Below are 12,870 nucleotides of genomic sequence, written 5' to 3'. Positions count from 1 at the left end.
TTCACCCGCGCCGATCAAACGCCAGCTTGGCCGCAAGGCCGAGAAACACGCATCCGGTAAAAATCTGAAAGCCGCGCGCCACCCGTTTTGATCGCGATAATGTCACACCAAGTTTCCCGGCAAATCCACCCACCAGACAATTAATGATCGTCCCACCGATATTGAGAATCAGGCCGAAAATCAAAAACTGTACTAACACCGACCCCCGCGACGCATCGACAAATTGCGGGATGAAGGCCAGCACAAACACGATGATCTTCGGGTTGAGCAGATTAACCACAATCCCGTCGCGCCATGCGCGAAAGGCGGATGATTGTGTGGTTTTGGCTGGTGCCAGATTTTGATCACCGGATCGGAAGGCATTGATCGCCAGCCACACCAGATATGCAATGCCAAGCCAGCGCAAAACTTCAAGCGCAACCGGATGGGCCGCAACCAGTGCGGCCAGTCCCAGTCCGGCCAAAAGTGTATGGATCATCGCACCGGTGGCAATCCCGAGACTTGCGGCATTTCCGGCAACCGGGCCGGATTTAATCCCCTGTCCCAGACAAAACAGCATGTCATTGCCCGGCGTCATGTTAAGCGCCAGGGCGGTGGGGATGAAGATGGCCAGTGTTTCAATCGGGATCAGCATGGGACGCATCCTGTAAGGGCAGTATGGATTGAGTTGGTTAACTTACTCAGTCAACTTCCGGCACCATATCGATGCAGGGCAGAGCCGTTTCGTTTAAGCCAGTGTTGCTGTTTCTTTGACGGGCCATAAAGATCATCCACCACAGCCCAGAACCGCGCACTGTGGTTCAGTTCCTGAAGATGGGCGACCTCGTGGGCGACGACGTAATCAAGCACATCTTCGGGGGCGAGAACGAGTCGCCAGCTAAACGCCAAATTGCCGTTTGAGGAGCAACTGCCCCAACGGGTGCGGGTGTCTTTCAGCGATATCCGATTGATTTTCTTACCGATTTGGTCGGCATATTCTTGGGCGCGCGGGGCGATTTCAAGTTTGGCCTGTTTTTTCAGGAAATCGGTCACACGCCGGTTGGTATGTTCGGGCAATCCCGATACCCAGATCACCCCGGCCTCGGCCCAGACACCACGTTTTGCATCGGGGACGGCGCGGATGGCGTGGTCTTCGCCCAGAAACGGAATCCACGCGCCGGGCACGAATTGTACGCGGTCGGGCAAACGTTGAATGTGGGCGGCTACCCAATCGCTATGCTGGTCCAGCATCGAAAGGGCGACTTTTCGTGAAATTCCGGTGGGCACGACGATTTCGACCCCGTCAAACGCCGGATCAATCCGCAGTTTGAGTCGCGACGCGCGCGCGCTGGGCCGTAAACGGACCGGCAGCGGGCCAATTTTGGGCAGGTCTATTTCGGTTTCTTCGGTGTTTTTGAGCATTCGGAGCGGTTTTTTCCAAAAGCGAGGCAATATTTTACGGGTTTTTGCGCCTTTTTGGCACCAAGCCCAATCTTGGGTCTTGCCCCTCACTAGTGTTTTCCTATACTCCGCGCTCAAGGTCTAGGGCTCTTTGTGCAAGATGGGGCAGATTTTGCATAAAGAGCCGTCGGAGCGCCTTACAGGCTTTTCGGGGCCCGACGCAATCAACAGATTGCGTCTATGGCAGGGAACTATGACAGGGAGCCGGGCACGCGTGTGCCATTCCCTGAAGTGTATTGATCCCTGAAGTGTATTGAAAAAGAAAGGCGTCACTGCAATGAGCGATCAGGTCAAAAAGGTGGTGCTTGCCTATTCAGGCGGGCTTGATACCTCCATCATCCTGAAGTGGCTTCGTGAACAGTATAACTGCGAAGTCGTGACCTTCACCGCCGATCTCGGCCAGGGCGAAGAGCTTGAGCCCGCCCGTAAAAAGGCAGAGATGTTCGGCGTGAAGCAAATCTTCATCGAAGATCTGCGCGAAGAGTTCGTCCGCGATTACGTCTTCCCGATGTTCCGCGCCAATGCCCTGTATGAAGGTGTTTACCTGCTGGGGACGTCGATTGCGCGGCCATTGATTGCCAAACGCCAAATCGAAATCGCCAAGGAAGTTGGTGCCGATGCCGTGTCACACGGCGCGACCGGCAAAGGCAACGATCAGGTCCGTTTTGAGCTTGGTTATTATGGCCTGAAGCCCGACGTTAAGGTGATTGCACCGTGGCGTGAGTGGGAATTGAATTCGCGTACCGCGTTGCTCGACTTCGCCCAGAAGCACCAGATCCCGATTTCAGCCGATAAAGCCGGTGGCGATGAGCCGCCCTATTCGACGGATGCCAACCTTCTGCACATTTCCTACGAAGGCAAGGCGCTTGAAGATCCGTGGACGAAGCCGAACGAAAATATGTTCATGCGTACGGTTTCGCCGCAGAACGCACCCGATGCGATCACCACCATCGAAATTGAATTCGAAAAAGGCGATCCGGTTGCGATCAACGGCGAACGCATGAGCCCGGCCACCTTGTTGACCGCCCTTAACGATGTGGCTGGCAAAAACGGTATTGGTCGTCTTGATCTGGTTGAAAACCGTTATGTCGGCATGAAGTCGCGTGGTGTTTACGAAACACCGGGCGGTACGATCATGCTCACCGCACACCGCGCGATGGAAAGCATCACGCTGGACCGCAATGCGGGTCATCTTAAAGACGAGCTGATGCCGCGGTATGCCGAGATGATCTATAACGGGTATTGGTGGTCGCCGGAACGTCAGGCGCTTCAGCGTCTGATCGATGACACCCAGCGGTCGGTCAACGGCACGGTGCGCCTTGATCTGTACAAAGGCAACGTCACGGTTACCGGGCGTAAATCGCCGAACTCGATTTATTCCGAAGAACACGTCACGTTCGAAGCCGACACCGTTTATGACCAGCACGATGCAGAAGGCTTTATCAAGCTCAATGCGCTGCGTCTGCGCCTTGGCTACGGCAATGACGATCTGAAATAATCACGCATTTAATTGTGTGAGGATTGGAACGAGGGGTGTCAAAGCCCCTCGTTTTCTTTTATCAGCCCGGATATAACGGGTGCGCGCCGTCCTGAGCCGAAGGCTCAGGTGTTCCAACAAGTTTCGAGAGCCCATGCAACGCTACAAATGCACCGTCGAATATGATGGCCGCCCCTATCACGGGTGGCAGTATCAGGACGAAGTGATTTCGGTTCAAAAGGTGTTTGAAACCGCGATCGAGGATTTCGTCGGTGAATTCGTGCGCGTGTATGTATCGGGCCGCACCGATGCCGGGGTGCATGCGCTGGGGCAGGTGGTGCATTTCGATTTACCGAAATATTACCCGGCCGACGCGGTGATGAATGCGATCAACCATTATCTTAAACCGGCCCCGGTCGCGGTAAAGCTGTGCGATGAAGTTACCGAAGATTTCCACGCGCGGTTTTCATCAAAAAAACGCTACTACATGTATCGCATCATCAATCGCCGCGCCCCGCTGACCTTTGAAGCCGGGCTGGCATGGGGGGTTTACAAGCCGCTTGATATCGATGCGATGAACGAAGCCGCCCAGCACCTGATTGGCACGTTTGATTTCACCAGTTTCCGCGCCAGCGAATGTCAGGCCAACAGCCCGATCAAGACGCTTGAAAAACTGGAAGTCACGCGCAGCATCGAAGATCCACTTGAAATCCGCATCCACACCGAAAGCCGGTCGTTCCTGCATCATCAGGTGCGCAACATGGTTGGGACACTGGTTCTGGTTGGCAAAGGAAGCTGGAAGCCGATTAGGGTGAAAAAAGCACTTGAGGCCTGTAACCGTGCAGCAGGTGGTCCTACCGCACCAGCGGATGGATTGTATTTCGTCAAGGTTGATTACTAGGCCCTGAGCCTAAGCCCCGCCCCCAGACCCTGCTGCATTCATTTGCGACATCTGCTGGCTGGCGACATTCAGGTTTTCTGACGCCCCGTTCTTCATAATCGACATCCCCAAAGATAACCAGATTTGGCGTGCGTCATGTTCTGGCGTGTCGGTGTGTCCGATACGTCGTCCCCGTGCCCCTAATTTATGTGCCGTGTGATTTGAGGCAATTGTGCAGGTGCGAGCCTATGCAACAGGATAAACAACTATACGCAAAGGTTAATTCTGATATTGTATACCTTATAATGGGTTAGGTTCGGGCCTTGATCCTGGCGCTAAGCTATTGATGAAATGTGGACAGAACCATCCACTGTCGATCTTCTGGTTTTGTCCTTGATGGTGATTAGGGAGAGAGCATGTCGAAAAGTTTGGTACTTAAAGTTGCCTTAGCTGCCGTTCTTATTCTTATGAGTGGGATCATTTTGCTGGGCGTGTTGATTATGCAGCGTGTCGATCAACAGGTCGCCAGTGACAGTCTGGCGTCGCAAAAACTCAATCTTCGTGTTGCAGCATTGTTGCTACAGGATGCTAACCCCGACTTTAACATGGTGATCACCAAGGATGGCGAAACATCCAAACTGGTGATGCCGGAAATCCCTGATTTATCTTCCCACGCCCTGATTGACCGCATTGGCACGGCCACCGGTCAAACGGCAACCGTGTTTGCCTATGTCCCGGCGGAAGAAGATTTTATCCGTGTTTCAACCAACATCATAAAACCCGATGGTACACGTGCGGTCGGCACCATGCTTGGCAAAGGCAGTGCGGCGTACGCGCCGATCATGTCGGGCAAGACGTTCCGCGGTGAAGCGCTTATCCTTGGTACGGAATATGTCACGCAATACAGTCCGATCATGACGCCGGCTGGCGATGTTTTGGGCATTTTGTATGTTGGTATTAAAAAGGCAGAAGTCGCTGCTGTTGCTGGTGAGATCGAAGCGCGTATCGCCATTGTTGGTGTGATCATTGCCGTTGTCTCGGCGTTCCTTCTGTTCTTGTTGCTGCGTTGGCAGCTTGGCCCGCTCCGAGTTCTTAGTCAGACGATTTCGCGTTTCGTTGAGCGCGATTTCAGCGAAGAGGTATCCTTTACCGAGCGCAAGGACGAGATTGGACTGATTGCCAACGGGTTGGTGCGCTGGCGTGAAACGGCGGCCAAAATCGACGAAGCCGAAGAAGCTCGTGTTGTTGCAGAAAAACGGTCCAAACAGGCAGCGATTGATCAGCGCAACAAGCTCGCGGTTGAACTCGAACAGTCTATTGGTCAGATCGTCACATCAGTTCGTGCGGCGACCGGTGGTATGTTGAAATCAACCAACTCAATGCGTGATTCTGCAAATCATTCGGTCAATCAAAGCCAGAAGGTTTCAGAAGCAGCCAATGATTCGGCCCGTAACGTTCAAACGGTTGCCGCGGCAACCGAAGAACTGTCGGCATCAATCAGCCAGATTGGCGGTCAGGTCCACGAGTCGACTTCTATCGCCGAGGCTGCTGTGGGTGAGGCATCGCGGGCCAATGAAATGGTCGGCGGTCTTGCCGAGGCGGCCGAGCGCATTGGTCAGGTTGTCAGCCTGATTAACGATATCGCATCGCAGACCAACCTTTTGGCCCTGAATGCGACGATTGAAGCCGCGCGCGCCGGTGAGGCGGGCAAAGGCTTTGCCGTTGTGGCCCAAGAGGTCAAAAACCTTGCCAATCAGACGGCCAAGGCCACCGATGAAATCGCCCAGCAGATCGGGGCGATTCAGGATGAAACCAAGGTCACGGTGGAAGCCATCGAGAAGGTAACCCAGACAATCTCGTCGATCAGCGAAATTGCCAACGGCATTGCGTCAGCCGTGTCCGAGCAAAACTCGGCCGTCAACGAAATCGCCAACAGTGCAACAAGCGCATCTTCCGGATCGAACGAAGTGGTTGCCAACATCGACGAAATCCATAAAGCCGCCAGCAGCAGCGGTGCTGCGGCGGGCGAACTTGATGCGACCGTTGGCGATCTGGCCAAGCAGATTGATACCCTGCAGGATACTGTTTCAGAGTTTCTGTCGCAGTTGCGTGCAGGTTAATTAAAACGTTCGGGTGAGCTTCGGCTCACCCGATGCTACCGCCCGCATCGCAACGGGGCATCTCGCCACACTGATGGGTAAGTCGGCATGTTATTTCGGTACGGGGTGTTTCTGGTTTTCTTCTGTGCGGGTCAGGGCCGTGGTGACCTTGCCCAGCGCATCCAGCAAAACGCGTTGTTCCAGACTGTTTAAGCCTGACAGGGCGGTTTCGTTGACCTGATTGACGATGGCCTGAATGTCTTGTGCCTTGTCACGGGCCGCAGCACTCAACCGGATGTGGGTAATGCGGCGATCTTCGCCGTCTTTTTCCCGTTCGATCCATCCATCGCGTTCCATGCGATTGAGCGTCGCGGCCATGGTGGGCTGTTCAATGCCAGCACCAAGGGCCAACTGCTTTTGCGTGCGTGCCGTGCCATCCACCAGCGCAAAGAAAACCGGCAGGTATCCACTGCTCATGCCCATGGGTTTGAGTTTCTGGTCAATGGCACGCGCAAACAGGCGTGCAGCCCAATTGGTCATATACCCCGCAGACTGGGTTCGTTTCAGCGGCATGGAGGCTCCTGTGTGCATTTAAATGCATAGCTTGCTATGTAATATATAGTATGCTATTTAAATACGTGTGGCGCCACATCGCAATCCTTGTTCAAAAAGAGATGACGATGTCCATATCAACAAACACTCTATTGCGCACCCTTCACCGTATTGCCGGTGGGGCGGTGTTCCTTTTGATTGCTACGTTCTGGCTGGCAACGGTGCTTGTCGAACTTGGTGGATCACATGTTCAAATCGTTGCTGTTAAAACGGCAGTTGCGTGGGGGGTACTGCTGCTTGTTCCCACACTGGCTGCGACCGGTGCGTCAGGTTTTCGTTTGGCGCGCGGGCATATTTCCGGTGTTTTGGCACTCAAACTGCGCAGGATGAAATTCATTGCGGCCAATGGCCTTCTCATCCTTGTCCCAAGTGCCGTATCTTTGGCGATCCTTGCCAATCGTGGTGACCTGGACGGCCTGTTTGTCCCGCTTCAGGCGGTTGAATTGATTGCCGGTGGGGTTAATCTTGTTCTGATCGGGTTAAACATTCGTGATGGGCTGCGCATGCGTCGCCTTGCCGGGCGTGATACCCGGTACCGTGCTCCTCTGGCCCGATGATATTTGTCTTACCCGAATATCCAGTGCCACAAAAACGGGATGGTGATGGCGGTTGCCATGGTGTTTAACCCCATCGCCAATCCGGAAAAAGCCCCCGCCGTTTCATTGACCTGAAAGGCGCGTGCGGTCCCAATGCCGTGCGATGCGACGCCCATGGCAAAGCCCCGTGCCCGCCAGTCTTTCAATCGCGCCATATTCATCACCATCGGGCCAAGTGTTGCCCCGACAATACCGGTGGCAATGACGCAGACCGCGGTCAGGGCGGGAACGCCACCAATGTTTTCGGCAATGCCCATGGCAACCGGGGTGGTCACCGATTTTGGGGCCAATGACGCCAGTGTTTCCGGGCTTGCGCCCAAAGCCCACGCCAAAAGAACCGTGCTGGCACTGGCAACCAAGGATCCGAATAAAACGCCAAAGACAATCACCGGCATGGCGCGTTTAAGCGTTTCGGTCTGACGAAACAGCGGCACGGCCAAGGCAACGGTGGCCGGGCCAAGCAGGAAGTGCACAAACTGTGCGCCTTCGAAATAGGTGGCATAGGGGGTGTCTGTGACCTTGAGAAGAAACGCGATCAGGGCAATGGCAATCACGACCGGATTGCACATCGGGTTGCGGTTGCTTTTCTGATACAGCCAGAACCCGATGGAATAGGCGACAAGCGTGATGGTAAGTCCCGTCAGTGGTTTGGTCGACAGATAAACCCAAAGCTGTGTGATGTCGGTTTCCATTACGATGCATCCTTTGCGCTATCTGGGGTAGATACATCGGTTTGTTTGGGCAGAAGCTTTGACATCAGCATCGCGGTCAGCACAATGGCGAGCAAGGTCGAGACAATCAAAGCCGCCGCAATCGGCAGCCAATCGCCCTTAAGCCGGTCAATCTGGGTGACAACGCCGACACCGGCGGGGACAAACAGCAATGAAAAATGGATCAGAAGGTTATCGGCCGCATCGGTCAGGACCTTTGGCGGTTTGCGACTGATCAGCAAGCCAAAGAACAATAAAACCAGACCGATCACAGGTCCGGGTACCGGCAGGTCAAACAGTTCCGATATGACTTCGCCAAACAATTGGCAAACAAGGATCAGGGCGAATGCGGCAATCATCAAAGGCCTCCTGATAGGTGCGGTTCGTTTATGCGTTTCTGAGCCTATGACATAATGGCATTCGGGGTATTAGACTTTTACTAATAACGAAAAACGCCCGTGCCGAATGGGCACAGGCGTTTGATGTTACGGGTGTTTCCCGAAAAAGATGGACGGTTTTATGCCACCGTCGTTCCCGCGCAGGCGCGAATCCACCGTTCGGTGGCCGCAACCACCCTATGCAGCCTGTCGCCGATTACAGAATATCGAGCACGTTTTCCGGTGGACGGCCCAGAACGGCCTTGTGGTCATTGACTACAATCGGGCGTTCGAGGGCGCGCGGATGGGCGCATAGGGCTTCGATCAGATCATCGCCACGCAGATCGGCAATGCCTTCTTCGCGGGCTTCTTTTTTGCGCAGGATGTCTTCGGGCTGCATGCCGAGCATCTCAATCAGTTCCGACATTTCTTGCGGGGACGGCGGTGTGTCGAGATAAAGAATGACATCGGGTGTGATGCCTTTTTCTTCGATCAGGGCCAGTGTCTGACGCGATTTGGAACAGCGCGGATTGTGATAGATGCGGACCATCATGTCTGGGGTCTCCGTATCAACAGGGATGCAAAAGGATGGATTAGTGATAACCGCCTTTGATCCGGCGATCAAATGCCGTCAATCATCGACAACAGATCATTCAGTTCATCAAGGTCGCTGTTGATGATGCGGGTGGCGGTGTCATAGCCAAACCCTTGACGGGCGAGGGCGGCCATATCCTTTTCACGTTTTTCATCGCGGATATCAGGGCGTCGCCATGGGCCAAGACGCCGACGACGGGCATAGGCAGCGGCCGCGGCAATGTTGGGGTCGGTGCCGCGGACCTCGTCATAGGCGGCTTGTTCGGCCTCGGCCTTAAGATCCTTGAGTGCGGTATCAATCTGATCGGATGCGATCCCGCGTGATGACAAGTCAGCGGCAATAACCCGCATGGCTTTGCCCTTGCGAAAAAGCGATCTTGCCCGTCCCTTGGCATAGGCGTCATCATTGATAAAACCGGCTTTTTCGCATGTGCTTAGAACCGACTTCATCCAGTTTTCGGCTTCTTCGGGATCGGTGCCATATTCCGCCACCGACAGACGTATTTTACCGCGCATCAGTTTTTCAAGTCGGGCACGTGAGGCGGCAAACCGTTCAAGATACCAGGTCGCATAATTCATCAGATAATCACGCGTGACACGGCGCGGGCGGTTGGCTTCGCGCTGCTTGTCCTTGGCGTTTTGGGTGTTTTTCCGGTTTGAAGTCGAAAAACGGGCATTTCCGACCGGCTTGTTTTCACCGTCAGACTCCAGGGTTTCCGGGCCTTGGCGCTGTTTTTGTGTCATGTTCGCCATCATGAATGAATACGCACCCTTGCAACAAGTACCCTACTCTCCCTATTTTACCGGCAATTGTCTGCATTTTTCCGAAGGAAATTCTATGAGTGAACTAGCCCCACGTCAGATGGGCGCGGTCAATTGGCTTGGTCTTTGGACGCTGTATGCCAAGGAAGTTCGACGCTTCCTCAATGTGCATCTGCAAACCATTGGCGCGCCGGTTGTGACCAGTCTTCTGTTTCTTGCTGTGTTCCTGCTGGCGCTTGGCCGGGCGGTTGAGACAGTAAATGGTATTGCCTTCGCCACCTTCCTCGCGCCTGGTCTTGTCATGATGACCATGGCCCAAAACGCCTTTGCCAATTCATCAAGTTCGCTGACGATTGCGAAAGTTCAGGGCAATATTGTCGATGTTTTGATGCCACCATTGTCAGCCGGTGAAATGGTTGCCGGGTTTGCCTTTGGTGCGGTGACCCGTGGTGTGATGGTGGGTGCTGTTACCGCCATTGTCATGGCGTTCTTTGTCGATATCCGCATCCATAACATCTGGGCGATCCTGTATTTCGGGATTTCTGCGTCCTTGATGCTGGCCCTTCTGGGGATTGCGGGCGGTGTCTGGGCCGAGAAGTTCGACCATATCGCCGTGGTCACCAACTTTGTCGTCACTCCGCTGTCGTTCCTGTCTGGCACGTTTTACAGTGCGGACAGCCTGCCCGAAGCGGGTCAGATTCTGGTGCATTTCAACCCGTTCTTTTACATGATTGACGGGTTCCGCTATGGCTTTACCGGCATTTCGGACGGCACCATCATGACCGGCGTTGTTGTGTTGGCAGCGGTCAATGCGTTGTTGTGGTTGCTGTGCTATCGCATGATCAAAAGCGGGTATAAGCTTAAGGCGTAACCACGCCAAACAGCGCGGTCTGGCGCAAAACCAATCAATCGGGCAGCATCACATCGTGGATGCTGCCCTTTTTCATTGTGGTGGCCAGTTTGTGCTGTGCGGTCTACGGGGTTTTGCGGCGTTGACAGACATCAGGAATCTCTTGATACTCCCCGGCTTCCCGGTATTCTGCCGGAGCTGACCAAACGGTCAAGAATGTGTTTCTACCCGAATTTGAGGAATGAAAAAGTGATTACTCCCGTCATGCCGACCTACGCGCGGGCCGATCTGGCCTTTGAGAAAGGTGTTGGACCTTATCTCTTTGCGCAGGACGGCCGACGATTCCTCGATTTCGGGTCGGGTATTGCGGTCAATACCCTTGGCCATTCGCACCCGCATCTTGTTAAGGAACTGACCGAACAGGTTGGCAAACTTTGGCATACATCGAACCTGTATCAGATGCCCGGTCAGCAGAAACTGGCCGAACGACTGATTGCCAACAGTTTTGCCGATACGGTTTTCTTCTGTAACTCCGGTGCGGAAGCCAACGAGGCGGGCATCAAGATGCTGCGCCGGTATCAGCATGTGTCGGGCCATGCGCAAAAGAACCGCATATTGGTCGCGACCAATGCGTTTCATGGCCGGACCTTGGGCACGCTGACCGCGGGCTATAGCGAAAAGTACCGTGAGGGCTTTGGCCCGATGCCTGATGGTTTTGACCGGGTGGCCTTTGGCAATCTCAATGAATTGCGCAATGGCATTACCGAAAACACCGGCGGTATTTTGCTTGAGCCCATTCAGGGCGAAGGCGGGATTTGCAAGGCGCCAGACGGTTATCTTGAAGGGGTGCGCAAGGCGGCTGACGAGTTTGGCCTGCTTGTGATGTTTGACGAAGTTCAGACCGGCATTGGCCGGACCGGCAAGCTGTTTTGCTATGAATGGTCGGACATGCAGCCCGATATTGTGTCTTCTGCCAAGGGGCTTGGCGGTGGATTCCCGATCGGTGCCCTTTTGGCCAATGAAAAGGCGGCTGCGGCCTTTTCGCCGGGCATGCACGGGACGACCTTTGGCGGCAATCAGCTGGCAACGGCGGCGGCCAATGCGGTGCTTGATGAAGTTCTGAAACCCGGTTTCCTGGACCATGTGCTTGAGATGAGCGGCTTGATCCGTGATGGGCTTGATGCGATTGCGCGCAAGCATCCGGGCTTTATCGAAGAAGTACGCGGCAGGGGCCTTCTTTTGGGCATGAAAACAGTGCCAAACAACGGTGAAGTTGTTGCCAAACTGCGTGAGTTGAACCTTTTGACGGTTCCGGCAGGCGACAATGTGGTGCGACTTATACCGCCGCTTAACATCACCAAAACCCATGTTGACGAGGCGCTGACCGCAATTGATGCGTGCGCGGCTGCTCTCGCGTCGTAATGGCGCGCAGTAAGGAAGATTGATTTATGACTGATATTCGCCATTTTCTCGATATCGATGTGCTGCCGTCGGGCACGCTGAACGATATTCTGACCCTTGGGGATTCCGAAAAAGCGGGTAAAGCCCCGTTTGGGGACAAGCCGCTTGCGGGTAAAACTCTGGCCCTTATTTTCGAAAAGCCATCGACCCGTACACGCGTGTCATTTGAAGTCGGCATGCGTCAGCTTGGCGGTGATGTTGTCGTGCTTGATGCCGACAGCAGCCAGCTTGGCCGTGGCGAAACCATTGCCGATACGGCGCGCGTTTTGTCGCGTTTTGTCGATGCGATCATGATCCGTACCACCGATGAATCCAAACTTTTGGAAATGGCGAAATACGCCACGGTGCCGGTGATCAATGGCCTGACCGATCAAAGCCACCCGTGCCAGATCATGGCCGACCTGATGACGATCAAGGAACATAAAGGCCGTCTTGACGGGCTTAAATTTGCCTGGGTCGGGGATGGTAATAACGTGTCGGCATCCTTTATCCATGCCTCGTCGAAATTCGGCTTTTCAATGGATATGGCCTGCCCGGCGGGCTATCGCCCCAATCAGGGAATGATTGAGACCGCCAATGTCGATGGTGGCAAGGTGCGGATGACCGACCTTGATAGTGCGCTGGCCGGTGCTGATGTTGTTGTTACAGATTGCTGGGTTTCGATGGGGGATGAGGATTACGATGCCCGCATGGAAGCGCTTGCTCCTTATCAGATCAACGCCAAAACCATGGCGCAGGCCAAGGATGATGCGATTTTCATGCATTGCCTGCCAGCGCATCGCAACGAAGAAGTCACCGACGAGGTGATCGACGGCCCGCAATCGGTGGTGTTTGACGAAGCCGAAAACCGTCTGCATGCGCAGAAAGGGGTTCTGCTATACTGCTTTAACGGCTTGCCATCCTGAGTAGGCAACCTAAATAAGGCATTACGAATTCGCAGAGGGGCAGTTTTGACTGCCCCTTTTGCCATGCTGAGTTATGTAAGCGGGCGTTTGATGAAAGCGCCTCGACA

14 protein-coding genes are annotated in these 12,870 nt (G+C 54.3%); 7 read left to right on the top strand and 7 right to left on the bottom strand.

Annotation, left to right across the window (positions count from 1 at the left end):
* Position 1: 1 nt before the first annotated feature.
* Both COO92_RS07590 and COO92_RS07585 read right to left on the bottom strand, forming a co-directional pair.
* Positions 2-634 (bottom strand): LysE family translocator, encoded by a 633-nt coding sequence (locus tag COO92_RS07590; protein WP_101301144.1) that lies wholly within the window; start codon positions 632-634, stop codon positions 2-4.
* 50 nt (positions 635-684) lie between these two features.
* Positions 685-1,401 (bottom strand): M48 family metallopeptidase, encoded by a 717-nt coding sequence (locus COO92_RS07585; protein WP_101301142.1) that lies wholly within the window; start codon positions 1,399-1,401, stop codon positions 685-687.
* A 316-nt stretch (positions 1,402-1,717) separates the two neighbouring features.
* Between COO92_RS07585 and COO92_RS07580 the strand changes: the two genes are divergently transcribed.
* From COO92_RS07580 to COO92_RS07570, 3 genes are all read left to right on the top strand, one after another.
* Positions 1,718-2,938 (top strand): argininosuccinate synthase, encoded by a 1,221-nt coding sequence (locus COO92_RS07580; RefSeq protein WP_101301140.1) that lies wholly within the window; start codon positions 1,718-1,720, stop codon positions 2,936-2,938.
* 133 nt (positions 2,939-3,071) lie between these two features.
* On the top strand, positions 3,072-3,818 hold the full coding sequence (gene truA, locus COO92_RS07575; protein ID WP_101301138.1) for a tRNA pseudouridine(38-40) synthase TruA: 747 nt from the start codon (positions 3,072-3,074) through the stop codon (positions 3,816-3,818).
* Positions 3,819-4,213: 395 nt separating this feature from the next.
* On the top strand, positions 4,214-5,917 hold the full coding sequence (locus COO92_RS07570) for a methyl-accepting chemotaxis protein (RefSeq protein ID WP_101301137.1): 1,704 nt from the start codon (positions 4,214-4,216) through the stop codon (positions 5,915-5,917).
* Positions 5,918-6,007: 90 nt separating this feature from the next.
* On the opposite strand, the gene COO92_RS07565 is transcribed toward COO92_RS07570, so the two are convergent.
* Positions 6,008-6,469 carry a MarR family winged helix-turn-helix transcriptional regulator gene (locus COO92_RS07565; protein WP_101301135.1) on the bottom strand — a complete coding sequence of 154 codons (462 nt, stop codon included), beginning with the start codon at positions 6,467-6,469 and terminating at the stop codon, positions 6,008-6,010.
* A 107-nt stretch (positions 6,470-6,576) separates the two neighbouring features.
* On the opposite strand from COO92_RS07565, the gene COO92_RS07560 reads away from it, so the two are divergent.
* On the top strand, positions 6,577-7,065 hold the full coding sequence (locus tag COO92_RS07560) for a hypothetical protein (protein ID WP_101301133.1): 489 nt from the start codon (positions 6,577-6,579) through the stop codon (positions 7,063-7,065).
* A gap of 8 nt (positions 7,066-7,073) precedes the next feature.
* On the opposite strand, the gene COO92_RS07555 is transcribed toward COO92_RS07560, so the two are convergent.
* The 4 genes from COO92_RS07555 to COO92_RS07540 all read right to left on the bottom strand — a co-directional run bounded on the left by COO92_RS07555 (position 7,074) and on the right by COO92_RS07540 (position 9,529).
* Positions 7,074-7,796 (bottom strand): LrgB family protein, encoded by a 723-nt coding sequence (locus tag COO92_RS07555; RefSeq protein ID WP_101301131.1) that lies wholly within the window; start codon positions 7,794-7,796, stop codon positions 7,074-7,076.
* On the bottom strand, positions 7,796-8,173 hold the full coding sequence (locus COO92_RS07550) for a CidA/LrgA family protein (protein ID WP_101301129.1): 378 nt from the start codon (positions 8,171-8,173) through the stop codon (positions 7,796-7,798). The genes COO92_RS07555 and COO92_RS07550 overlap by 1 nt, the downstream gene beginning before the upstream one ends.
* 235 nt (positions 8,174-8,408) lie before the next feature.
* Positions 8,409-8,744 carry an arsenate reductase (glutaredoxin) gene (arsC, locus tag COO92_RS07545; protein WP_101301127.1) on the bottom strand — a complete coding sequence of 112 codons (336 nt, stop codon included), beginning with the start codon at positions 8,742-8,744 and terminating at the stop codon, positions 8,409-8,411.
* A 68-nt stretch (positions 8,745-8,812) separates the two neighbouring features.
* On the bottom strand, positions 8,813-9,529 hold the full coding sequence (locus COO92_RS07540) for a regulatory protein RecX (RefSeq protein WP_101301726.1): 717 nt from the start codon (positions 9,527-9,529) through the stop codon (positions 8,813-8,815).
* A 94-nt stretch (positions 9,530-9,623) separates the two neighbouring features.
* On the opposite strand from COO92_RS07540, the gene COO92_RS07535 reads away from it, so the two are divergent.
* The 3 genes from COO92_RS07535 to argF all read left to right on the top strand — a co-directional run bounded on the left by COO92_RS07535 (position 9,624) and on the right by argF (position 12,763).
* Positions 9,624-10,418 carry an ABC transporter permease gene (locus COO92_RS07535; RefSeq protein WP_165792299.1) on the top strand — a complete coding sequence of 265 codons (795 nt, stop codon included), beginning with the start codon at positions 9,624-9,626 and terminating at the stop codon, positions 10,416-10,418.
* A 243-nt stretch (positions 10,419-10,661) separates the two neighbouring features.
* Complete coding sequence (locus tag COO92_RS07530; RefSeq protein WP_101301123.1) at positions 10,662-11,819, top strand: aspartate aminotransferase family protein; 1,158 nt, start codon at positions 10,662-10,664, stop codon at positions 11,817-11,819.
* Positions 11,820-11,845: 26 nt separating this feature from the next.
* Positions 11,846-12,763: an ornithine carbamoyltransferase gene (gene argF / locus COO92_RS07525; RefSeq protein WP_101301122.1), complete on the top strand. Its 918-nt coding sequence runs from the start codon at positions 11,846-11,848 to the stop codon at positions 12,761-12,763.
* Positions 12,764-12,870 lie beyond the last annotated feature (107 nt).

Source organism: Thalassospira lohafexi (assembly GCF_002844275.1).
Taxonomy (GTDB): Bacteria; Pseudomonadota; Alphaproteobacteria; order Rhodospirillales; family Thalassospiraceae; genus Thalassospira; species Thalassospira lohafexi.
Note: the sequence above shows the minus strand (reverse complement) of the source record. Positions and strands in the feature narration are given on the sequence as shown.

Bases quoted from the DNA above. Each gene is read 5' to 3' on its own strand.
- COO92_RS07550 (WP_101301129.1), bottom strand. From the start codon at position 8,173: ATGATTGCCGCATTCGCCCTGATCCTTGTTTGCCAATTGTTTGGCGAA.
- COO92_RS07585 (WP_101301142.1), bottom strand. From the start codon at position 1,401: ATGCTCAAAAACACCGAAGAAACCGAAATAGACCTGCCCAAAATTGGC.
- arsC (WP_101301127.1), bottom strand. From the start codon at position 8,744: ATGATGGTCCGCATCTATCACAATCCGCGCTGTTCCAAATCGCGTCAG.
- COO92_RS07570 (WP_101301137.1), top strand. From the start codon at position 4,214: ATGTCGAAAAGTTTGGTACTTAAAGTTGCCTTAGCTGCCGTTCTTATT.
- COO92_RS07560 (WP_101301133.1), top strand. From the start codon at position 6,577: ATGTCCATATCAACAAACACTCTATTGCGCACCCTTCACCGTATTGCC.
- argF (WP_101301122.1), top strand. From the start codon at position 11,846: ATGACTGATATTCGCCATTTTCTCGATATCGATGTGCTGCCGTCGGGC.
- COO92_RS07590 (WP_101301144.1), bottom strand. From the start codon at position 634: ATGCTGATCCCGATTGAAACACTGGCCATCTTCATCCCCACCGCCCTG.
- COO92_RS07540 (WP_101301726.1), bottom strand. From the start codon at position 9,529: ATGACACAAAAACAGCGCCAAGGCCCGGAAACCCTGGAGTCTGACGGT.
- COO92_RS07535 (WP_165792299.1), top strand. From the start codon at position 9,624: ATGAGTGAACTAGCCCCACGTCAGATGGGCGCGGTCAATTGGCTTGGT.
- COO92_RS07555 (WP_101301131.1), bottom strand. From the start codon at position 7,796: ATGGAAACCGACATCACACAGCTTTGGGTTTATCTGTCGACCAAACCA.
- COO92_RS07530 (WP_101301123.1), top strand. From the start codon at position 10,662: ATGCCGACCTACGCGCGGGCCGATCTGGCCTTTGAGAAAGGTGTTGGA.
- COO92_RS07565 (WP_101301135.1), bottom strand. From the start codon at position 6,469: ATGCCGCTGAAACGAACCCAGTCTGCGGGGTATATGACCAATTGGGCT.
- truA (WP_101301138.1), top strand. From the start codon at position 3,072: ATGCAACGCTACAAATGCACCGTCGAATATGATGGCCGCCCCTATCAC.
- COO92_RS07580 (WP_101301140.1), top strand. From the start codon at position 1,718: ATGAGCGATCAGGTCAAAAAGGTGGTGCTTGCCTATTCAGGCGGGCTT.